The following is a 20,029-nucleotide window of genomic DNA, read 5'->3' as shown; positions in this document are numbered from 1 at the left end:
TTGCCCAATATACGGGGTCAAAAGGCGATTTGTCCCCTACCGGATGGGGGCCGGAACAGGAATCTCGATTCAAAAGAACGCTGAATTTCGGAATCTAGGAGTGAATCGCGCACCGCTGCTAGAAATAGGCGAAAAATCCGGTTTCCGTGCCTGTTTTCAAGGGCTTAGAAAGCGCGCCATCGCAACTCACGCGCGATAATCGCGCATCTCAACGACGTTATTTTCGATTCATCGATGTTGATAGCGCGCATGCGATGACGATGCATCGTCATCGCATGCGCGCGTGTTGAATCACTCCGCAGCAGCGGCGCGATGACGTGCGCTTGCTGCGCTCAGCATGAAGTCAGACACGCGCGGCACGATTTCAGATTTGAATCGCGATCCATTGAACACGCCGTAGTGGCCAACGCCCTTCTGAACGTAATGCACACGACGATCGTCGGGGATCGAACTGCACAACATATGCGTCGCTTCAGTCTGACCGAGGCCTGAGATGTCGTCGTTCTCGCCTTCGACGGTCATCAGCGCGACGTTGACGACCTTCGAGGGATCAACAGGCTTGCCGCGATGGATCATCTCGCCCTTCGGCAGCGCGTGTTTGACGAACACGGTATCGACCGTCTGCAGGTAATACTCTGCGGTCAGGTCCATCACCGCCAGATATTCGTCGTAGAATTCGCGATGCTTGTCGACGAGGTCGCCATCGCCCTTCACGAGATTCTGGAACAGCTTCTTGTGCGCTTCCATGTGGCGGTCGCGATTCATGCTGATGAAGCCGCTGAGCTGCAGGAAGCCCGGATAAACGTCGCGCATCACGCCTGGATGCGGAAACGGCACTTTGGTAATGACGTTGTTGCGGAACCAGTCGATTCCCTTTTCCGCCGCGAGATTGTTCACGGCGGTCGGATTGCGGCGTGTATCGATCGGACCGCCCATCAGCGTCATCGACAGTGGCACATAGGGATCGTTGTCGGCTTCCATCACCGAGACGGCGGCGAGCACCGGCACCGCGGGCTGACAGACAGCGAGCACATGGACGTTGCCGCCAAGCACGTGGAACATCTCGATCACATAGTCGATGTAGTCTTCGAGATCGAAGCGGCCCGCGGCCAGAGGGACCTGACGCGCATCCGACCAGTCGGTGATGTAGACCTCATGGGTCGGCAGGAAGGCCTCGACGGTACCACGCAGCAATGTCGCGTAGTGACCGGACATCGGCGCCACGATCAACACGCGCGGCTGCGGTGCGCGCAGCGGACGCGGATGCTTGCGATCGAAATACAACAAACGGCAGAACGGCTTTTCCCACACCGAGCGAATCTCGATCGGCGTGCGTACGCCGTTCACGTCGGTATCGTGCAGGCCCCATTCCGGCTTGCCGTAGCGACGCGTGGTGCGCTCGAACAATTCGCAGCCCGCTGTCACCGACTTGCCGAACTCGGTCTGCGAGAACGGATTCAGCGGATTCTGAAACAGCATCCTGGTAGCGTCTGTCATCGCGCGCGCTGGATTGAGCGACGCGTAGGCCATCTCATACATCCAGTACATCGGGGTGGTCAGAGCCGGGCTCGTCTCGGACGGCAGGGCTGGCGGCCTGCCAAATTCACCTATCGGCATCTGTCCTCACTCGTTGAGCGTCTGCTTTTGCGCTGCAGTATATACTGGTGTCTGCGTAAGAAAGCGTCAATGCGCCGCACGCATGGCTTTCAGGCCATTGGCGGTAAAAACGGCGGTTATCCCTTGATAAATGGTCTTATTCGCCGCCGGAGATCAGCGTTCCGGCGCGCCTGGCGCTGTTCAAAAGCCCAAGAAATATCGCGAATGAAACAATAAACAGCACGACGTTGATGGCCAGCGCAGTCAACATCAGATCGGCGCGGAAGGTGTGATCGAACAGGAGCGCCCGCATGCCCTCGAATACATAGGTCGGCGGCAAGGCCCAGGCGATATATTGCAACCACGCCGGCAGCACCGAGACTGGATAGTAGACGCAGGCCAGCGGCATCAGCCCGAACATCAGCGTCCAGACAATGCTCTCGGCGCCGAGGCCGTTGCGCAGCACCAGACCAGACACGAAGATACCGAGCGACCAGCTGGTGAAGATCAGGTTGCAGAAGAACGCGATCAGCGGCAGGCCGAGCGCGAACAGGTTGAATTTAAAGAACATTGCGAGAATCACCATCGGGATGATGCCGATGGCGAGGCGGATCAGGCTCATGATCATCAGCGAGATCAGAAACTCGATCGGCTTCAGCGGGCTCATCATCAGGTTACCGAGATTGCGCGCCCACATTTCCTCGAGGAAGGAGATGGAGAAGCCAAGCTGGCCGCGAAACAGGATGTCCCACAGGATCACTGCGCCGATCAGCGTGCCGCCGGCCTGGGCGAAGAACCCGGCATTCTGCGAGATGTAATTCTGCAGGAAGCCCCAGGTGATGATCTGCAGCGCCGGCCAATAGACCAGCTCCAGCATGCGCGGCCACGACGATACCAACAGATACCAGTAGCGCAGCACCATCGCATTGACGCGATGCATGGCGATACCGTGTGACCGCTCTACGAGGCTCATGGCGCCTGCTCCCGGTCGCGACCGCGCGCGACGTCGAGGAACACGTCTTCCAGCGTCGTGCGGTTATAGCGCAGAAGAATCTGCTCGGGGCTGTCATCGTCCTCGATGCGGCCCTTCTTCATGATGATGACGCGGTCGCACAGCCGCTCAACTTCCAGCATGTTGTGCGACGCCAGAAGGATCGTCGCGTTTTGGCTCCTGCGATAGGTCTCAAGATGCTGCCTGATCCAGTCCGCGGTATCCGGATCGAGCGAGGCAGTCGGCTCATCGAGCAGCAACAGCTCCGGCGCATTGATCAACGCCTTGGCCAGCGCGACACGCGTTTTCTGGCCTGCCGAGAGCTTGCCGCTGGCGCGGTCGAGAAAATCCTTGAGATCGAGGTCTTCGGCCAGTTGCGCGATGCGGCCCTTGAGGTCCGGCACGGCATAGAGCTTTCCGAACACGGTGAGGTTTTGCCGGACCGTGAGCCGCATCGGCATGTCGACGTAAGGGCTTTCAAAATTCATCCGGCCGAGCACTTCGGCTGATTGCGCCGGCATCGCGCAGCCGAGCACCGAGACCTTTCCCGAGGTCGGCAGCGTCAGCCCCATGATCATGGCAATGGTGGTGGTCTTGCCAGCGCCGTTCCCGCCCAGGAGACCGGTGACGCTGCCGCGCGCGATCTTGAACGAGATGTCGTCCACGGCGCGGTTGGTCTTGTAGAGTTTGACGAGATGCGCGACGTCGATCGCCGCCGAAGCACTGCGATCAACCGTCGCCGCATGACCTGACTTGGTGTCTTCAATCGCCATCGCGGCCGTTCCATGCGGCATTGTGGCCGCGAAGGCAAGCTTGGGCGCTTCAAGTGGCCGCAGCCCGCATGGGTTTGTGGTCATCGCCCGGGGCGTCTAATGTCCTGATATGACCGATATTTCCGCCTCCGACTTTCGCCAGCCGCGCCGCCATGTTCGCCTCGACACGATCCTGCGGTTGCGCTGGCTTGCGGCGCTCGGCCAGTTGGCGGCGATCTTCGTCGTGGTGCAGGGACTCGAATACGACGTCGCCATCATTCCCTGCGTGACGATCATTGGCCTGTCGGCGACCCTCAATCTCGTGCTGCAGACGCTGTTCAATCCGGTTCACCGGCTGGAACCGCTCTTCGCAGCCGCCCTGCTCGCGCTCAATATCATCGAGCTCGCGGGCCTGCTCTACTGCACCGGCGGATTGCAAAATCCGTTCTCGTTCCTGTTCCTGGCACCAGTGCTGATCTCGGCGACGGCATTGCCGACGCGGTTCACCATCGCGCTCGGCATTCTCGCGGCAGCCTCTGCCACCGTGCTGGCCTTCTTTCATCTGCCGCTACCGTGGGACTCCGCAGAACCGCTGGTGCTGCCGCAAATCTATCTGCTCGGCGTCTGGTTCTCGATCCTGACCGCCATCGGCGTGACCAGCCTCTATGCGTTTCAGGTCACCGAGGAAGCCCGCAAGCTTTCGGACGCGCTCGCCGCCACCGAACTGGTGCTGACGCGCGAACAGCATTTGACCCAGATCGACGGCCTCGCCGCCGCTGCCGCGCATGAACTGGGAACGCCGCTCTCGACCATCTTCCTGATCTCCCGCGAGCTCGAGAAGAACATCCACAACAACCCGGAACTCGCCGACGACCTGAAGACGGTCCGTGAACAAGCGCAGCGCTGCCGCGAGATTCTGTCCAAGATCACGCAGCTGAATTCGAGCGGCGCGCCATTCGACCGCATGCCGCTCTCGCAGCTGATCGAGGAAGCCGTGGCGCCGCATCGCGACTTTGGCATTGCCATCAAGATACGTATCGCCGTCGCCAACGCGCCCGAACCGGCCGGCATGCGCAATCCGGCGATCCTCTACGGCGTCGGCAACATTCTGGAGAATGCGGTCGACTTCGCGCGGGAGCAGGTCGAAGTGAACGCCTGGTGGAATGCGGAAAGTATCGTGATCTCGATCTCGGATGATGGCCCGGGCATTCCGCCGGACCTGCTGAAACGGATCGGCGAGCCCTATCTGTCACGCCGGCGCCCCGCCGAGGAGGGCGAACATCGCGGCCTCGGCCTCGGCGTGTTCATCGCGCGCACGCTGCTGGAGCGCACCGGCGCCAGGGTGACCTTCAGCAATCGTGTCTTTCCGGATCACGGCGCGGTGGTGCAGATCTCATGGCCGCGCGACGCGTTCGAGACCGCGGACCAGTTGGCCGATGTCGACTGATACAAGTCTCACTGTCGCGTGAACGCAGCCGACAGTTGCAACTCATTGACAGCTAGACGCGTTTGAGCCAATTTTATCTTGGTTGATACGACCTGCCGGTTGCGCCCTGAACGGGACGGTGAACGTATCACTTCCTTTGCCGACACCCTTTGTCCGAGCGACCGGGTCAGCAACGCAACCACCTGATGCCCCCTGGTTCGCTCACGCAAAGGACGAAACAGATGCGCGATTTTCGCGATGCAAAGGCTATGGCGCAGACCCTGCGCGAAAACCTCACCACCAAAGCCGTCACGATCAGTCACAGCGAAAGCCTGGAACTGATATCGAGAGTATTGGGTGTCGCTGACTGGAATACATTGTCGGCGATGCTGCAGGTCGGTCGAACTTCGCCAGAAACGGCGACCGTCAAGCTTCAAGCCGGAACATCAAGCTACCCAGCCATTCCGCTGAGAGATCTCGTTCCGTTCCCGACAACGACCTACCCGCTTTTTGTCGGACGGGAGAAAACAATACTCGCTCTGAAAGATGCCTTCGAGCGGCAGCGAGAGGTCGTGCTTGCTATACAAAAGAACGAAACTGTTGACGAACCTGGCTTCGAGGACATCTACGACGTTGGCGTTCTCGCCCAGCTGCTTGAAATTCAAAGGCTCGATGACGGCACGCTCAGGGTTCTGGCACAGGGACGTCAACGCGTCGTGATCCAGCGTTTCGTAGGCGAGACCGGCTCGTATAGAGCCGATGTTACAGGCGTGAGTGAGGGTCCTATTCCTGATGAGCCCGAACTGATCCAGCGAGCAGTCAAACGGTTCGAGAGCTACGTTTCGGCTCACGACATGCGCGTGCCACCGATTTGGCCGCCACTGGAGAGAACCCTCGACCCCGGACGGGTTGCCGACGTCATCGCCTCGCATATCGTCCTGCCGATCAGCGAAAAGCAGAAGCTGTTAGCGACCCTCGATCCAGTGAAGAGGCTGAAATGCGCCGATGCCTTCCTCGACCTGTCGACGCTGCCGCTTTCGTCCACGCTTCACGCGACGCGGCGACGCGCTATCGAATATGCCGACCAGAGAGGCCATCAATATGCAACATTGGAGCACCTATTACTTGCACTGGTCGATGACGCCGATGCCGCGGTGGTGTTGCGGGATTGCAATGCCGATTTCGGCACATTGAAAGCCGACCTGATCCGCTACCTCGATAAGGAACTGAAAAATCTGATGATCGAGAACGGCAAGAATGGCCAGCCGACGGCGGCATTTGTGCGTGTGTCTCAGCGTGCTGCGGTTCACGCACAGGAGCTTGGCTGGTCTGAGGTGAAAGGGTCAAACACCCTGCTGGCGATCTTTCCCGAAACAAGAAGTCCGGCTGTCCGCCTGTTGAGCGGACAAGGCATCACCCAGAAACTGGTCGCTGCCTCGATCACTGGAAACACAGGATCGGTCTGACGACGTCCGGACGTCTCATGGAGTGTCGTTCACAAATACCGGCTTGGGCGATGGTGATCGCCCGGCCGGCGAGTGTGTGATGCACCTTGGTTAGATCGCCGGATCGGGAAATGCCGCAGCCTGCTGCATCGCACGGCGCTTGACGAAACCGGCCATGACCAGCGCCACCAGACCGAGAACGACCGGCGGGAAAACCACAGCATTGACCGTGGACCAGCCGTAATTCGCCAGCAACTGGCCGGACGAGAACGAGCCTACCGCCATCAGGCCAAACACCAGGAAGTCGTTGAAGGCCTGCACCTTGTTGCGCTCCTGCGGCCGATGGGTCTCCAGAACCAGCGCGGAAGCGCCGATGAAGCCGAAATTCCAGCCAAGGCCGAGCACGACGAGGCAGACCCAGAAATGCATCGCGCTGATGCCGGCGATGCCGATCACCGCAGCGATCGCCTCCAGCGCCAGACCTGCGGCCACGACCTTCGATGCGCCGAAGCGCGCGATCAGCGATCCCGTGAAGAAGCTCGGCCCGTACATCGCCACGATGTGCCACTGCAGGCCGAAATTGGAATCGCTCAGCGTCAGCCCGCAAAGCTTCATCGCCAGCGGCGCCGAGGTCATCACGAGATTCATCATCGAATAGGACACCACGCCGCAGATCGCGGCCGCGACGAAGCGCGGTTGCCGCACGATCTCCAGCAGCGGCCTGCCACCATGCATGTCCGCGGGCGCTGGCCTCGGCGCATCCACCGTGGAGAGCAGCGCCATCGCGATCAGTGCAACGACCGCCTGCGCTGCGAAGCTCGCAGCAAACAGATAGGGCGACCAGATATCCATGGTCCATTGCACGAGCTGCGGACCGAGCACGCCGGCAAACACGCCACCGGCCATCACCCAGGAGACGGCTTTCGGGCGATAGGATGGGCTGGCGCCATCGGCCGCGGCGAAGCGATAGGATTGTGCGACCGCGCCGTAGAAGCCGCCGAAGAATGTCGCGCAGCAGAACAGTGCGAATGATGCTTTCAGGATCGCTATGGCGCCGAGCAGCCCGCAGATTGCGCCGGCGCCACTGCCGATGATGAAGGCGACGCGGCGACCATAGGCGCGGGAGATCATGCCGACCGGCAACGTTCCGCAGGCGAGGCCGACGACATAGACCGAGATCGGCACCGTCGCGAGCGATACGCTCGGCGCCAGCGTCGCGCCGACAATGGCGCCGGTGGCGAAGATGACAGCCGAATTGGCGCCACCAAGCGCCTGCGCCGCCGCCAGCCGCAGCACGTTGGAGCGTGCGCGTGCGTCATCGTGAATCTCTGGGGTGGCCGCGTCGATCATGGGGAAATCCGCCCGGATGTGGCCCGGTTCGTCCCGGGGCCTTCATTCGCCACGACTATGACGACCGCCCCGCGGCAGATCAACATACGCCAGTGCGCACGCACCATGCGCCGATCATTCGGGCAAGCGGGCAAATACCAGAATCAGATTGTTGGCGGGCATCTCGATGACCTCGGCCAGCGTGAGACCGACGTCCTGCGCGACGCGCTCAAGCTCTTCGACATCGCGCACGCCCCATTCAGGATTACCGTCGCGCAGGCTGGTGTCGAACACGGCGTTACTCATCGCCGTATGTTTGCCGCCGCGCTTGAACGGGCCATAGATAAAGAGGCGTCCATCCGGCCGCAGATATTTCGCCGCCCCCGCGATCAGGCCTTCGACGACGGGCCAAGGCGCGATGTGAACGACATTGGCGCAGAACACCGCGAGCAGCGCACCCGGGCCGTTACCGTTCTTCATCTCCGGGCACCATGCGGGATCCGAGAGATCGATCCGCAGCGGCGGCATGACATTGGTCAATTGCGCATGGGTGCGCCAGGCGGCTATGCTTTTGAGATGAGCGTCGTTGAGGTCGCTCGGCCACCAGGTGATGTCGGGCGTTTGTCCAGCGAAGTGAATGACATGCTGGCCGGTGCCGCTGCCGACTTCCACAACATCGCCGCAAGCCTGCTGCAGGAAAGTCGCAAGAACCCGCCCGATCGCCTCGTGGTTGCGATGGAAAGCTGCAGCATCGAGCCGGCCATCATCTTCCACGCGCCGGCCATCCCGACCGAACTCGACCACATATTCCGCCATCAGGCCCTCACTGCTGCGGGCAGTATCCCGAAGTTGCCTTCACGAACAAGAGAATAAAGAGATCGTCCAAACACCAGTAATCGGGTTATTATTCTGACGAATACCCGATCTGAAGAAGGATCGACCGCAGAATTGGTGCGCCCATGATCTTCCGTCAGCTGTTTGACAGTGTGTCCGGCACATATAGCTACCTGCTTGCCAGCCGCATCGGCGGCGAGGCGCTGATCCTCGATCCCGTCCTGGAAAAGGTCGATCGCTACTGTCAGTTGCTGCGCGAGCTCGACCTGAAGCTCGTGAAGGCGGTCGATACGCATCTCCATGCGGACCACGTCACCGGCCTCGCCGAACTGCGCGACCGCACCCATTGCGTCACCATCATGGGCGATCAGAGCAAGGCCGACGTCGTCGCCATGCGTGTCAGCGACGGCGACAAGGTGACGATCGAGGGCGTCGAGCTCGATGTGATGTATACGCCCGGCCACACCGATGACTCCTACAGCTATCTGATGGGCGACCGCGTCTTCACCGGCGACACGCTGCTGATCCGCGGCACCGGCCGCACCGATTTCCAGAACGGCAGCGCGCGGGCGCAATATGATTCACTGTTCAACCGGCTGCTCAAGCTGCCCGACGAGACGATGGTGTTCCCGGCGCACGACTACAAGGGCGACACCGTCAGTACCATCGGCGAAGAGAAGCGCTACAATCCGCGCCTGCAGGTGAAGTCCGTCGAGGACTACATCGAGCTGATGGGCAAACTTAATCTGCCAAATCCGAAACTGATGGATGTGGTGATCCCGGCCAATATGAAGGTCGGGCTGAAGCCGGACGCGCTGAAGAAGCAAGGCCTGGCGCTGTCTCCGCGGGAGGCCATTGCCCATCTCGGCGATCCCGCCATCCTGCTGGTTGACCTGCGCGAGAGCGGCGAGCGCGCCAAGCACGGCGTGCTCGCGGGCGCGCTGCATGCGCCCTACCCGTCGATATCGGACAGCCTGAAGCCCGGCGGCATGCTGCGCGAGGTGGCCAATGCCACCAAGCGCCGCATTGTATTCTTCTGCGCCTTCGGCGAACGCTCGGCCATGGCCGTCACTGCCGCGAAGGATGCCGGCATCGGCAATGCCGCCCATCTCGATGGCGGCATCGACGCCTGGAAGAAAGCTGGCGGCCCGGTGTTGGCCGCATGATATAGCGAGCAAGGCGGATCAACCGCCGCTCGACAATGGGGAGGACTATAATGGCGTCGACACGATCGGCTGCGCCAATGCTGCTGGCAATGGTGTTTGCGTTCTCCCTGCAACCGGCTTCCGCACAGACCCCCGCGCCAACATCTGCCGGCCCCGTCGACCCAGCGTTGATGCAGGACCTCGTGGTGGCGAACCGCGTCCTGACCGATCTCAATGTGATCGACGGATTCGGCCATGTCAGCATGCGCCACCCGACCGATCCCAACCGCTACCTGATGGGGCGTTCCGTGGCCCCGGCGCTCGTCACGGCCGACGACATCATGGAATACGACCTCGATTCCAATCCGGTCGACGCGAAGGGACGCGCCAGCTTTCTCGAACGCTTCATCCACGGCGAAATCTACAAGGCCAGGCCGGATGTCAAAGCCGTCGTCCATACGCATTCGCCGGGCATCATTCCCTTCAGCGTCAGCAGCACGCCGTTGCGGCCGGTGTTCCACCTCGGCGCCTTCCTGTTTCCCGACGTGCCGGTGTTCGAGATCCGCGACAGCGCGGGCATGAGCAACATGCTCGTCAGCAACGCACAGTTGGGCAAGGCGCTGGCCAGTACGCTCGGCGACCGCAGCGTGGCGCTGATGCGGGGCCATGGCAGCGTCGTGGTCGCCGCTACCATTCCGATGGCGGTTTTCCGCGCCCATTACAGCAACGTCAATGCGCAGTTGCAGTCGCAGGCGCTCGCCCTTGGCGGATCAGTGAGCTATTTGCTGGGCGAGGAAAGCCAGAAAACGCTGGCTGTGATCGACCAGATACATGGCCGGGCCTGGGATCTGTGGAAGCGCGCAGCGCTGGAAAAGATGACGCCCAAGTAGCGGCGCCGCCTCAGGCCTCGTGAACCCGAACCTCGATGTCGTCATAGCCTTTGACGCGATAGACGATCACCGAGATCATCCAGCTCAGGATGAAGATCGCGATGATGAGATAGCCGAGCGCGCCGAAATTCTCGTTCAGCGCCTCGATGCCGTCCCAGAAGCTGCCTGACAGGTCGAGCTTGCGGCCGATCAGGCCGAGCGCCTCGACACCGCCGATCACCAGCGCCACGATCACCGATACCAGCGTGATGATCATGTTGTAATACAGCTTGCGGATCGGCTTCACGAAAGCCCAGCCATAGGCGCGCACCATCAGCACCGAGTCCGTCGCATCGACCAGTGACATTCCCGCCGTGAACAGCGCGGGAAACACGAGAATCGACCACATCGACATGCCATCGGCGCTTTGCGAGGCGGAGATACCCAGCAGCGCGATTTCGGTCGCGGTGTCGAAGCCGAGGCCGAACAGGATGCCAAGCGGATACATGTGCCAGCTCTTCGAGATCACGGCGAAGACCGAACGCAGCATGCGGCCGATGACGCCGCGCTGCGAAAGCAAAACATTGAGATCTTCATCGATGAACCGCTCACCGCGCTTCACTGCCTTGAACAGCCGATACACCGATACGAGAATGAAGATATTGGCCACTGCCACGATCAGCAGGAAGAAGGCCGAAACGCTGGTGCCGATCAGGCCGCCAATTTCCTTGAAGTTCGCAAATTTGTCCTGCAGCGCCGACACTGCCAGCGCCACGAAGACGGATGCCACGACCACTACGGTGGAATGGCCGAGCGAGAAGAACAGGCCCACCGACAGCGGCCGCTTGCCGGACTGCATGAGCTTGCGCGTGACGTTGTCGATGGCCGCAATGTGGTCGGCGTCAACGGCGTGGCGCAGGCCGAAGGTGTAGGCGAGCAGCGCGGTGCCCAGCAGAACCGGCTGGTCGCGGAAGGCGATCAGGGCCCATATCCAGGCCAGCACGTTGGCCGGGATCAGAATGGCGTAGATGGCGATGATGCGGCCGCGCAGGTTGTCGGCGCCATCGTTGAACAGTGTGCGGATCATGGAGATTCTTGCAGTCCGGATTACCACCGGATTGTCTCAGGAAGGCCTGACGGACGCAACCTGGCCTCATTCGCATCGAATTCGCCGCATTTCCGGCACAAAGCGATTAACTGCAGCGGTCAGTTAGGTGGCAGCAGGGGTGCCGCTTCCTATATCTACGTGATAAGAATGACACAGAGTTCGCTGCGCGCCGATCGCGTGGCCTAACCCGAGGCGTTGATGGACACCGAACAGGAACAGAAGACACCCGCAGAACTGAAGGAAATCCGGCTCGCCCGCAAGGCGGCGCAGGAAGCCGAAGGCGTGAAGGCGATGGCCGACATTGCGGCCGCCGATGTCGCCATCCGCAAGCGGACCGAGGAACTGCGCGCGCTTCGTCTTGCCAGGGAAGCCGAAGAACTGGCCAACCCGCCCGAACCCAAACCGAAAGCTACCAGAAAAAAGAAAACGAGCTGATGCCAACTGACGACAAAGCGACGAAATCCGAACGCGACGCCGCGGCCAAAGCGGTACTCGACAACATGGCCCGACTGAAGGCCATGCGCCTTGCCCGCGAAGCGGTATCGCCCCCCGCGCCGGCCAAGAAGAAGGCAGCAACGAAATCGGGCAAGACCTCTTCGGGCAAGACATCGTCAAGCAAATCGACGGAAAAAGCACAGGCCCTGGCAGCATGGCTCGCCGATCAGCGCAGCGGCGGCCGCAGGACATGACTGTCACAGGACCTGCTTTCGCAGGGGCTGATCTATCTCAGGCCGCGCTCGGCGCAGGCCATTCGATCATGGTACGGGTCTTGGTCGCAGAATCGTAGACCTGGATCTGAAGCATCTGAAACTGGTTCTTCAGCTTCATGCCGGCTTCTTCCGCGGCTTCGACCGTATCGTGATGCGATTTGAAATGGCCATCCACCACCAGTGAATAACCTTCGGTCGGCGCCCTGTCGGCGCGAATGAATTTGCGCGCCTGCGGTTCGTCGAGCTCTAACTTCGGTTTTTTCATCGTCACTCCAGAACAGGATTCGCCAGATTTGAAATCGGGCAGGATTCGCCCCCCCGTTTACACGGTCATGCGGAAAAGCACAGGGCAATTGCGGGATCGCAGCAATATCTGCTTCAATCACGGTCAGAATGAGGTCAACGCAAGCAATCAGGCGGGGAAAATGATGAGCGGACGAGTGGGCGGAGCCCGCGACGACAAACCGGCCAAGGACGACAAGCAAAAGCCCGTCCCCACACCGCCGCGGCCTGACGATGACGAGGAAGACGGCGATATCGCCACGCCGAAACGCGATCGCGACGACGAAGATATTTAGAGTCTTATCCGCATGCGTGGACTCGAGTCGCCATGCTCGTTCACCTCTCCCCACCGGGGAGAGGTGAACGAGCATGGCCATTCGCTTCAACCTCGCCGGATTAGACTCTAGCTACGCGAAGAGGTCACCGCATAAGACATCGGCGCGCCATGACTGGCGCGCCGATGGGTTTTGAAGAGCGAAGACTCGTCAGGCTGCCTTGAGGCCGACATCCGGCAGCATCGGACGGTGACGCAGCGCCTTGGTCATGATCCCCTCCACTTCCGCTTTTTCATGCGGCAGCAGCGCCAGACGTGGTGGCCGGGTCAGTGCGGTACCGCGGCCCATGATGTTTTCACACAGCTTGATGCACTGGACGAGATCCGGGCGCGCATCGAGATGCAGCAGCGGCATGAACCACTCATAGATCGCCATCGCCTCCTGGAGCCGGCCAGCCTTGGCCAGACGGAACAGCGTCTCGCCCTCGCGCGGGAACGCATTGGACATGCCCGACACCCAGCCGACCGCGCCCATCGCCACGCTCTCGACGATCACGTCGTCGAGGCCGGCGAACAGCACGAAGCGGTCACCGACCATGTTGCGCGTGTCGATGAAGCGGCGTGTATCGCCCGACGAATCCTTGAAGCAGACAACCGTGTCGACATCGGCCAGCGTGGCGAGAATGTCGGGGGTGACATCGTTCTTGTAGATCGGCGGGTTGTTGTAGAGCATGACTGGCAGATCGGTGGCCGTGGCGACCGAACGGAAGTGCGCGGCGGTCTCGTGGGGCTTGGACGAATAAACCAAAGCGGGCATCACCATGATGCCATCGATGCCGACGCGCGCGGCTTCCTTGGCGGTATCCACGGCAAAGGCCGTGGTGAATTCGGCGATACCGCAGAGCACGGGCACGCGGCCCTTCGCGACCGACTTGGCCGCTTCCATGATCGCGATCTTTTCCTTGCGCTCCAGCGAGGTGTTCTCGCCGACCGAGCCGCAGATGATCAGGCCGGACACACCGTCACGGATCAGGCCGTCCATGACCTTCGCGGTGGCGTCGATGTCGAGCGACAGATCGTCATGGAATTGGGTAGTGACTGCCGGGAAGACACCTTCCCAGGAAATACGGGGACTCATGGCAAAACTCCGTGTGATGCCGGCGCGCATAGCGCGCCGGTTGATGAGGACGATGGGGTGGAATTGAGGATCAGATCGTCGCGCCGACCTTGCGCAGCTCGGCGAGCACAGGCGCTTTGGGCAGCCAGATCTTGTCGAATTCAGCGATGACGGCTTCGGTATCCTTGACGGCCACCTGACGCACCGGCACCGACGTGCCCTTGAAATTCTCGATCAGTGCCGGCTCGCCAGCAGCCAATTCGTCGATCTGCGCATCGAGCGTCGACTTCACCGCCTTGGTGATCAGCTCCTTGTCGGCGGCGGGCAGCGACTGCCAGACGCGGCCGGACACGACCGCGGCCATCGGCATGAAGACGGCATTCATCTGCAGGATCGACTTCGACACCTTGTCGAAGCGCTGGTTCCAGGAGAATTCCAGATCGGCTTCAAGACCATCGACCTGGCCGTTCGACATAGCGTCGAACACCTGCGGCGTCGGAATCGGCGTCGGTGCGGCGCCGAGCGATGAGTAGAAGTCGCGATAGACCGGCGTCGGATTGATACGCAGCTTCATGCCCTTGATGTCAGCGAGCGTGTTGAGATCCTTGACCGCGAAGACCGCGCGCATGCCGGTGATGCCCCAGCCGAGGCCAATGGTGCCGGTTTCCGCAGGAAGCACGTCGAACAGTTTGACTGCCGCCGGATGACGCACGAATTTCGCCACGGCTGGCGTGGAGCGCACGATATAGGGCGCGTTGATCGCCGCGATATGCGGCACGCGCGAACCGAGTTCGGCAGCCTGGATGAAGCCCATATCGAGCGCGCCGGTCTGCAACTGCTGCATCATCGCTGCTTCGTTGCCGAGCTGGCCGGAGTGAAACACCGTCATGGTGAGACGGCCCTTGGTCTCTTCCTTGAGCTGATCGGCGAGCTTCAGCGCAGCCTTGTTCCAGGAATGGCCGTTCGGCGTGATCAGGCCGAGACGCAGCTCCTTGGCCTGCGCCAATGCGAGCGACGGCGCAAACACCGAAGCAGCTGCCGATGCGGCGAGGAAGCGACGACGTGAGATGGTCATGACGGAGGCTCCTTGATGGGTATGGGGCTTACTTGATGAGGGCGAGAGACAGATACGGATAGAGCGAGAGCAGCACCAACAGGATGCAGGAGATGAAGAAGAACGGCAGCGTCACCATGAACATCTTGCCGGGCTTGGCGCCTGTGACGGCGGCGGCGACGAAGAAACAGAGTCCGACCGGCGGCGACAGCAATCCGAGCACGAGATTGATCACGACGACTACGCCGAAGTGACGCGGGTCGATGTGGTAGATCTCGGTCGCCACCGGCAGCAGGATCGGCACGGTCATGATCAGGCCGGGCACGCCGTCGATCACCGTGCCGATGACCAGCAGGATGACATTGCAGATCAGCATGAAGCTGATCGGATCCTTGGCAACGGTCTGGATCCAGGCTGCGGTCTCCTGCGGCACTTTGCCGAAGATCAGAACCCAGGAAAACACGGCGGCAGCGGCAACGAGAAACAGCACGATCGCCGAATAGATGCCCGAGCGCAGCATCATTTGCGGCAGTTGCGACCACTCGAATTCCTTGGTCCAGTATTTACCGACAACAGCAGCGGCGACAGCGCCGACGGCAGCCGATTCCGTTGCGTTCGCCAGACCGCCGAGGATGGAGCCGACGATGACGATGGGAATCAGCAATGTCGGAGACGTGCGCAGGATCGTTGCGACGCGTTGGCGCGGCGTCTGATAGTCGGCGCGCGGATAGTTGTAGACGTAGCCCATCAGCGCGATGACAACGCAGAACATCACGGTGAGGATGACACCGGGAATGATGCCGGCGATCAGCATGTCGCTGACCGACACCTGCGCCAGCACGCTGTAGACCACGAACATCACCGACGGCGGGATGATCGGCCCGAGCATGCCGCCATAGGCCGTGAGGCCCGCAGCGAAGGTCTTGTCGTAGCCCTTCTTCTCCATCTCCGGGACCATGATCTGCGCCATGATGGCGACCTGCGCGGTCGCCGAGCCGAGAATGGAGGAGATGAACATGTTGGCGAGAATGTTGACGTAGGCCAGTCCACCCTTGAGCGAGCCGACAAAGGCCATCGCCATATCGACGATGCGCTTGGTGATGCCGCCACCATTCATGATCTCACCGATCAGAATGAACAGCGGAATCGCGATCAGACCGTAGCTGTCGACACCGCCGAACAGCTGCAGCGGATAGGACTGGAACAGCACCGGATTGCCGGACGCCATGATGTAGACGAAGCCGGCGAGGCAGAGACAGAGGCCGATCGGGACGCCAACCAGCATGATCACCGTGAATGCAGCGAAGGTGATCATATCAGTTCACCCCGTCGAGTTCGGAGAGCTGGAAGCCTTTCGGCGGCACCTTGGTGACGAGACCCAGGTCCTCGAGCAGATTGGCAATGCCATGGATGGTGATCGACACCGCGAAGATCGGCAGTGTCAGATACAGCACCCAGGTCGGCCAGTTCAGCGTCTGGGTACGTTCGGTGTAGAGGAAATTGAAGGTCTGGCCCGCGAACTTCTTCGCGTCGAAGCCTGCTTGCGCAAGGCCGATTGGATCCATCCAGAGCATGCAGGTGACGATCAGGCCGACACCGAACACGATCACCGTGCTCGTGGCGGTAATCTTGAAGATCTGCTGGCTTCTGGCCGACAGACGCTCGGTCATCATGGTGACCGCAAAGTCGAGCCGCAGACGGGTCATCGCGGAGGCGCCGATGAAGGTCAGCCAGACCACCGAATACACCGCCGATTCGTCGATCCAGTAGATTGGGAAGTGCGAATAGCGGGTGACGACATTCACCAGGATCAGCGCCGTCAGCAGATACATCAGGCCCATCAGGGCGAGCCGTTCGAAGGCCAGTAGCCCGGACGAAGCCGCCATGATGACCCGGCGGACCCCGATGGCTGGGGCCGTCGATATCGTCTGGTCACTCATAAACGGCCCCCCTGTCACGATTGTGATATGATTTTTGGATCGTATAATTTATACAATTTCTCTGTCAAACGCTGATTTGCACAAATTCGCGCCTTGAGGAGTTTTTGTGCGGCAGCGAAGACGGGATGACATCTGAGATCAATCCGGGCGAAATCCGGAGAAAAGGCTCGATAAATCAATGAGCGCGCCGCTAAAGCACCGCACCCTGTCGGCCATGATCGCGGATCAACTCCGGCAGGCAATCCTCGACGGCACCCACCCGGCCGGCGCGCAGTTGCGCCAGGACGCGCTGGGCGAGTCCTATGGCGTGAGCCGGATCCCGGTGCGGGAAGCCCTGTTCCAGCTTGAAGCCGAAGGGCTGGTGAAGATCGTCCCGCAAAAGGGCGCCATCGTTTCGGAACTTTCGCTCGACGAAATCAACGACGTGTTCGATCTCCGGGTCATCCTCGAGCCACGGATGCTGGCGCAGTCCGCGCCACATTTTGTCGACTACGACTTCGCTGCACTCGACGACATCCAGCACCGCTTCGAGAAGGCGATTGCCGCCGGCAATATCAGCGAATGGGGACAGCTCAACGCCGATTTCCACATGGCGATGTATGTCCGGGCGCGGCAGCCGCGCACGCAGTCGATCGTGATGGCGCTGCTGCAAACCAGCGATCGCTACACGCGCATGCAACTCTCGACCACCACCGCGATGGGCATCGCCGAGAAAGAACACGCCGAACTCATCGCGCTGTGCCGCAGCCAGAAGATCGACGACGCCTGCCGCTTTCTCGAACGTCACATAGAATCGGTCCGCGCCGATCTTCTGCGCGTCATCGGCCGCACCATTCCGAAGAGCGGCGCGGCGTAGACACGCCGCTCAAATCGCGATGATTGCGGTCTATGCGAGCTCCTGCTCCACCAGCCCGGCGAGATAGCTCGCGCCGATCGGCAGGAGATCGTCGTTGAAATCGTAACCGGGATTGTGAACGGGCACGCCGCCTTTGTCCGCGCCGCGCTGCCCGAACATCAGATAGGCACCACGGTTACGTTCGAGCATGAACGCGAAATCTTCACCGGCAAGAATTGGATTGCCTTCGCGCAGCACCTCGGTAACGCCCGGCACCGCCGCCGCGGCCTCTGCCGCGCGCACCGTTTCGTCGGCCGTGTTGATCGTGGCCGGATAGGCGTGGCGATATTCGATCTCCGCCGTGCCGCCGCAGGCCTGTGCGGTCAGCGTCACCGCGCGCATGAACAATTCTTCGACGCGCACACGCACCTCGGGCTTCAGCGTGCGCACCGAGCCACGCAATTCCACTGTCTCGGGCAAAACGATATCCGAGGTGCCACCATGGATCTGGCCGATGCTGATGATGGCGGATTCCAACGCATCGATCTGGCGCGACGGAATCGCGTTCAGCGCATTCACCACCTGCGCAACCATGGCCACCGTATCGATACCCTGATGCGGATGCGCGCCATGGGACGAACGGCCACGCAGCGTCACCTTGAAATAATCGATAGCCGCCAGCGCCGTGCCGGTCAGCGCCTTAACGGTACCGAGCGGCATGTCCGGGCTGTTGTGGATCGCATAGATGGAATCGCAGGGGAAACGCTCGAACAACCCGTCGTCCATCATCGCCTTGGCGCCGGCGAGCCCTTCCTCGGCCGGCTGAAAGATCAGATGCACCGTGCCGGCGAAATTGCGCGTCTCGGCAAGATACTTTGCCGCCCCGAGCAGCATGGTGGTGTGGCCATCATGGCCGCAGGCATGCATGCGGCCGGGGTTCTGCGAGCGATATTCGACACCGTCGCCCTCATCCATCGGCAGTGCGTCCATATCGGCCCGCAAGCCGATAGCCCGGTTGCTGCCGGCCGCCTGGTGACGGCCACGGATCACGCCCACCACACCGGTGCCGCCGAAGCCGCGATGCACCTCGATACCCCACTCCGATAATCTTTCCGCCACCAGCGCGCTGGTGCGCTCCTCCTCGAAACCAATCTCCGGATGCGCATGGAAATCCCTGCGCCATGCGGTCATTTCCGGGTGCAATTGGTCGAGACGTTCGCGCGGGGTCATATGCTCTCACCTTTGGGCTTGTCCTGCCCATAGGCTAGCCCGGTGATCATGCCCTCGCAACCAACCGGCCGCACACGCTGCCCGCCCCACTTACTTCGGCGCTGACCCGTGGTGACACCAAGCAATTGGGATTAGCGGCTGCGAGATGCGCGCCACCACATGATCGACATCGTGATCGATCAGCCTGTCTGTGAATGCTGTGCGTTCTGGAAAATGGCATGCCATTCAGAATAAAATTGCGAACTCCTATGCTTTTGAAATAGATATATAATTTCGATTGAATACCTCACGCGATCCTCGCATGCACTCGAATGGACGGCGCCCCCCGTTTGGGGGAAGAACCATTGCGGCGCTCGCGCAATCACCATCGACGGCGCGGGCATTCTGATTATCTCGCGAGAGAGTTGGTCATCGATAACGAATTGCAGCTGTCGGATGGGAGGCCTATGCTGGGCCTATAACCCCGCAGCCGCCCATCGCACGGCGAGAGTCTGCAGACAAAGACCTTACGATGGATGGCTTGCATTTTGCCCCGGAGGTCACGCCATGACCATTGCTCCCACCCTGCAAAAATACCTGGCCGCTGAAAACATCCAATACGAGGTGATCCCGCACGAACTCCGCATGACGTCCTCTGGCACGGCTGAGGCATGTCATATCTCGGGCGATCGCCTCGCCAAGGGCATCGTGTTGCGGCGTGACGGCGAATATATACTGGCCGTCTTGCCCGCATCGCATCACCTCCGCCTGTCGGACCTGAGGACATCACTCGGCGACAATGTCCACATGGCCGATGAAACCGAGATCCATCAGCTGTTCCGCGACTGCGCACACGGTGCAGTTCCTGCCGTCGGTAAATGCTACGGGCTGGATATCATCGTCGACGACAGCATCCAGGCGCAGCCGGAGGTCTATCTGGAAGCTGGCGATCACGAGACGCTGCTTCATATGGGTCACGCGCAGTTTGCGCGCCTGATGGCCGACGCGCAACACGGGCGCTTTAGCGCGCATGACTGAGGATTAGTCGGACAATCCGCGGCGACCGTCGCGGTCCCAAATAGGAAGATCGCGCCGCTGCTTGACTGTTGCTGC

21 protein-coding genes are annotated in these 20,029 nt (G+C 60.9%); 9 read left to right on the top strand and 12 right to left on the bottom strand.

All coding sequences use genetic code 11. From position 1 onward, the window contains the following. Positions 1–291: 291 nt before the first annotated feature. The 3 genes from A4A58_RS13715 to A4A58_RS13705 all read right to left on the bottom strand — a co-directional run bounded on the left by A4A58_RS13715 (position 292) and on the right by A4A58_RS13705 (position 3,360). A complete protein-coding gene (locus A4A58_RS13715; RefSeq protein ID WP_068732897.1) occupies positions 292–1,617 on the bottom strand; it encodes a polyhydroxyalkanoate depolymerase in 1,326 nt (441 codons plus the stop codon). A 136-nt stretch (positions 1,618–1,753) separates the two neighbouring features. Further along, the gene (locus tag A4A58_RS13710) at positions 1,754–2,569 is read right to left on the bottom strand and encodes an ABC transporter permease (RefSeq protein WP_068732895.1); all 816 of its coding nucleotides are present in this window, start codon (positions 2,567–2,569) and stop codon (positions 1,754–1,756) included. Continuing rightward, on the bottom strand, positions 2,566–3,360 hold the full coding sequence (locus tag A4A58_RS13705; RefSeq protein WP_068733704.1) for an ABC transporter ATP-binding protein: 795 nt from the start codon (positions 3,358–3,360) through the stop codon (positions 2,566–2,568). Before A4A58_RS13705 ends, A4A58_RS13710 begins: the two co-directional genes overlap by 4 nt. A gap of 109 nt (positions 3,361–3,469) precedes the next feature. Here A4A58_RS13705 and A4A58_RS13700 point away from each other — a divergent pair, with 109 nt between their 5' ends. Both A4A58_RS13700 and A4A58_RS13695 read left to right on the top strand, forming a co-directional pair. Next, entirely contained in the window at positions 3,470–4,786 is a 1,317-nt protein-coding gene (locus A4A58_RS13700) for an ActS/PrrB/RegB family redox-sensitive histidine kinase (RefSeq protein ID WP_068732894.1), read from the top strand. A gap of 221 nt (positions 4,787–5,007) precedes the next feature. Next, positions 5,008–6,231: an LON peptidase substrate-binding domain-containing protein gene (locus A4A58_RS13695; RefSeq protein WP_068733702.1), complete on the top strand. Its 1,224-nt coding sequence runs from the start codon at positions 5,008–5,010 to the stop codon at positions 6,229–6,231. 90 nt (positions 6,232–6,321) lie between these two features. Here A4A58_RS13695 and A4A58_RS13690 read toward each other — a convergent pair whose 3' ends face one another. Both A4A58_RS13690 and A4A58_RS13685 read right to left on the bottom strand, forming a co-directional pair. Then, complete coding sequence (locus A4A58_RS13690) at positions 6,322–7,560, bottom strand: MFS transporter (protein WP_068732893.1); 1,239 nt, start codon at positions 7,558–7,560, stop codon at positions 6,322–6,324. A gap of 114 nt (positions 7,561–7,674) precedes the next feature. Next, the gene (locus tag A4A58_RS13685; RefSeq protein WP_068732892.1) at positions 7,675–8,355 is read right to left on the bottom strand and encodes a DUF938 domain-containing protein; all 681 of its coding nucleotides are present in this window, start codon (positions 8,353–8,355) and stop codon (positions 7,675–7,677) included. A 143-nt stretch (positions 8,356–8,498) separates the two neighbouring features. On the opposite strand from A4A58_RS13685, the gene A4A58_RS13680 reads away from it, so the two are divergent. Then, a complete protein-coding gene (locus tag A4A58_RS13680; protein WP_068732891.1) occupies positions 8,499–9,539 on the top strand; it encodes an MBL fold metallo-hydrolase in 1,041 nt (346 codons plus the stop codon). Between the two features lie 50 nt (positions 9,540–9,589). Beyond that, on the top strand, positions 9,590–10,408 hold the full coding sequence (locus A4A58_RS13675) for a class II aldolase/adducin family protein (protein ID WP_244499763.1): 819 nt from the start codon (positions 9,590–9,592) through the stop codon (positions 10,406–10,408). A gap of 10 nt (positions 10,409–10,418) precedes the next feature. On the opposite strand, the gene A4A58_RS13670 is transcribed toward A4A58_RS13675, so the two are convergent. Continuing rightward, positions 10,419–11,474: a HoxN/HupN/NixA family nickel/cobalt transporter gene (locus A4A58_RS13670; protein ID WP_068732888.1), complete on the bottom strand. Its 1,056-nt coding sequence runs from the start codon at positions 11,472–11,474 to the stop codon at positions 10,419–10,421. 219 nt (positions 11,475–11,693) lie between these two features. Between A4A58_RS13670 and A4A58_RS13665 the strand changes: the two genes are divergently transcribed. Both A4A58_RS13665 and A4A58_RS13660 read left to right on the top strand, forming a co-directional pair. Beyond that, positions 11,694–11,930: a hypothetical protein gene (locus tag A4A58_RS13665; RefSeq protein ID WP_068732887.1), complete on the top strand. Its 237-nt coding sequence runs from the start codon at positions 11,694–11,696 to the stop codon at positions 11,928–11,930. Next, positions 11,930–12,184: a hypothetical protein gene (locus A4A58_RS13660; RefSeq protein ID WP_068732885.1), complete on the top strand. Its 255-nt coding sequence runs from the start codon at positions 11,930–11,932 to the stop codon at positions 12,182–12,184. The genes A4A58_RS13665 and A4A58_RS13660 overlap by 1 nt, the downstream gene beginning before the upstream one ends. A gap of 37 nt (positions 12,185–12,221) precedes the next feature. Here A4A58_RS13660 and A4A58_RS13655 read toward each other — a convergent pair whose 3' ends face one another. Then, on the bottom strand, positions 12,222–12,470 hold the full coding sequence (locus tag A4A58_RS13655; RefSeq protein WP_068732883.1) for a hypothetical protein: 249 nt from the start codon (positions 12,468–12,470) through the stop codon (positions 12,222–12,224). Positions 12,471–12,633: 163 nt separating this feature from the next. Between A4A58_RS13655 and A4A58_RS31145 the strand changes: the two genes are divergently transcribed. Then, entirely contained in the window at positions 12,634–12,783 is a 150-nt protein-coding gene (locus tag A4A58_RS31145) for a hypothetical protein (protein ID WP_170849725.1), read from the top strand. Positions 12,784–12,972: 189 nt separating this feature from the next. On the opposite strand, the gene A4A58_RS13645 is transcribed toward A4A58_RS31145, so the two are convergent. From A4A58_RS13645 to A4A58_RS13630, 4 genes are all read right to left on the bottom strand, one after another. After that, complete coding sequence (locus A4A58_RS13645; RefSeq protein WP_068733701.1) at positions 12,973–13,899, bottom strand: dihydrodipicolinate synthase family protein; 927 nt, start codon at positions 13,897–13,899, stop codon at positions 12,973–12,975. A 70-nt stretch (positions 13,900–13,969) separates the two neighbouring features. After that, entirely contained in the window at positions 13,970–14,953 is a 984-nt protein-coding gene (locus A4A58_RS13640; RefSeq protein ID WP_068732879.1) for a TRAP transporter substrate-binding protein, read from the bottom strand. 28 nt (positions 14,954–14,981) lie between these two features. Further along, positions 14,982–16,247 carry a TRAP transporter large permease gene (locus tag A4A58_RS13635; RefSeq protein WP_068732877.1) on the bottom strand — a complete coding sequence of 422 codons (1,266 nt, stop codon included), beginning with the start codon at positions 16,245–16,247 and terminating at the stop codon, positions 14,982–14,984. Between the two features lies 1 nt (position 16,248). Continuing rightward, positions 16,249–16,872 carry a TRAP transporter small permease gene (locus A4A58_RS13630; protein ID WP_068732875.1) on the bottom strand — a complete coding sequence of 208 codons (624 nt, stop codon included), beginning with the start codon at positions 16,870–16,872 and terminating at the stop codon, positions 16,249–16,251. Positions 16,873–17,050: 178 nt separating this feature from the next. Here A4A58_RS13630 and A4A58_RS13625 point away from each other — a divergent pair, with 178 nt between their 5' ends. After that, a complete protein-coding gene (locus tag A4A58_RS13625) occupies positions 17,051–17,728 on the top strand; it encodes a GntR family transcriptional regulator (RefSeq protein ID WP_068732873.1) in 678 nt (225 codons plus the stop codon). Between the two features lie 30 nt (positions 17,729–17,758). On the opposite strand, the gene A4A58_RS13620 is transcribed toward A4A58_RS13625, so the two are convergent. Next, on the bottom strand, positions 17,759–18,937 hold the full coding sequence (locus A4A58_RS13620) for a M20 aminoacylase family protein (protein WP_068732871.1): 1,179 nt from the start codon (positions 18,935–18,937) through the stop codon (positions 17,759–17,761). Between the two features lie 546 nt (positions 18,938–19,483). On the opposite strand from A4A58_RS13620, the gene A4A58_RS13615 reads away from it, so the two are divergent. Beyond that, a complete protein-coding gene (locus tag A4A58_RS13615; protein WP_068732869.1) occupies positions 19,484–19,954 on the top strand; it encodes an aminoacyl-tRNA deacylase in 471 nt (156 codons plus the stop codon). The last annotated feature ends 75 nt before the right edge of the window (positions 19,955–20,029 follow it).

It is taken from the genome of Tardiphaga robiniae (assembly GCF_001618955.1).
GTDB lineage: Bacteria > Pseudomonadota > Alphaproteobacteria > Rhizobiales > Xanthobacteraceae > Tardiphaga > Tardiphaga robiniae_A.
The sequence above is the reverse complement of the archived record's forward strand: the minus strand, read 5'-3'. Positions and strand labels throughout refer to the sequence as shown.

Bases quoted from the DNA above. Each gene is read 5' to 3' on its own strand.
- A4A58_RS13715 (WP_068732897.1), bottom strand. From the start codon at position 1,617: ATGCCGATAGGTGAATTTGGCAGGCCGCCAGCCCTGCCGTCCGAGACG.
- A4A58_RS13710 (WP_068732895.1), bottom strand. From the start codon at position 2,569: ATGAGCCTCGTAGAGCGGTCACACGGTATCGCCATGCATCGCGTCAAT.
- A4A58_RS13705 (WP_068733704.1), bottom strand. From the start codon at position 3,360: ATGGCGATTGAAGACACCAAGTCAGGTCATGCGGCGACGGTTGATCGC.
- A4A58_RS13700 (WP_068732894.1), top strand. From the start codon at position 3,470: ATGACCGATATTTCCGCCTCCGACTTTCGCCAGCCGCGCCGCCATGTT.
- A4A58_RS13695 (WP_068733702.1), top strand. From the start codon at position 5,008: ATGCGCGATTTTCGCGATGCAAAGGCTATGGCGCAGACCCTGCGCGAA.
- A4A58_RS13690 (WP_068732893.1), bottom strand. From the start codon at position 7,560: ATGATCGACGCGGCCACCCCAGAGATTCACGATGACGCACGCGCACGC.
- A4A58_RS13685 (WP_068732892.1), bottom strand. From the start codon at position 8,355: ATGGCGGAATATGTGGTCGAGTTCGGTCGGGATGGCCGGCGCGTGGAA.
- A4A58_RS13680 (WP_068732891.1), top strand. From the start codon at position 8,499: ATGATCTTCCGTCAGCTGTTTGACAGTGTGTCCGGCACATATAGCTAC.
- A4A58_RS13675 (WP_244499763.1), top strand. From the start codon at position 9,590: ATGGCGTCGACACGATCGGCTGCGCCAATGCTGCTGGCAATGGTGTTT.
- A4A58_RS13670 (WP_068732888.1), bottom strand. From the start codon at position 11,474: ATGATCCGCACACTGTTCAACGATGGCGCCGACAACCTGCGCGGCCGC.
- A4A58_RS13665 (WP_068732887.1), top strand. From the start codon at position 11,694: ATGGACACCGAACAGGAACAGAAGACACCCGCAGAACTGAAGGAAATC.
- A4A58_RS13660 (WP_068732885.1), top strand. From the start codon at position 11,930: ATGCCAACTGACGACAAAGCGACGAAATCCGAACGCGACGCCGCGGCC.
- A4A58_RS13655 (WP_068732883.1), bottom strand. From the start codon at position 12,470: ATGAAAAAACCGAAGTTAGAGCTCGACGAACCGCAGGCGCGCAAATTC.
- A4A58_RS31145 (WP_170849725.1), top strand. From the start codon at position 12,634: ATGAGCGGACGAGTGGGCGGAGCCCGCGACGACAAACCGGCCAAGGAC.
- A4A58_RS13645 (WP_068733701.1), bottom strand. From the start codon at position 13,899: ATGAGTCCCCGTATTTCCTGGGAAGGTGTCTTCCCGGCAGTCACTACC.
- A4A58_RS13640 (WP_068732879.1), bottom strand. From the start codon at position 14,953: ATGACCATCTCACGTCGTCGCTTCCTCGCCGCATCGGCAGCTGCTTCG.
- A4A58_RS13635 (WP_068732877.1), bottom strand. From the start codon at position 16,247: ATGATCACCTTCGCTGCATTCACGGTGATCATGCTGGTTGGCGTCCCG.
- A4A58_RS13630 (WP_068732875.1), bottom strand. From the start codon at position 16,872: ATGAGTGACCAGACGATATCGACGGCCCCAGCCATCGGGGTCCGCCGG.
- A4A58_RS13625 (WP_068732873.1), top strand. From the start codon at position 17,051: ATGAGCGCGCCGCTAAAGCACCGCACCCTGTCGGCCATGATCGCGGAT.
- A4A58_RS13620 (WP_068732871.1), bottom strand. From the start codon at position 18,937: ATGACCCCGCGCGAACGTCTCGACCAATTGCACCCGGAAATGACCGCA.
- A4A58_RS13615 (WP_068732869.1), top strand. From the start codon at position 19,484: ATGACCATTGCTCCCACCCTGCAAAAATACCTGGCCGCTGAAAACATC.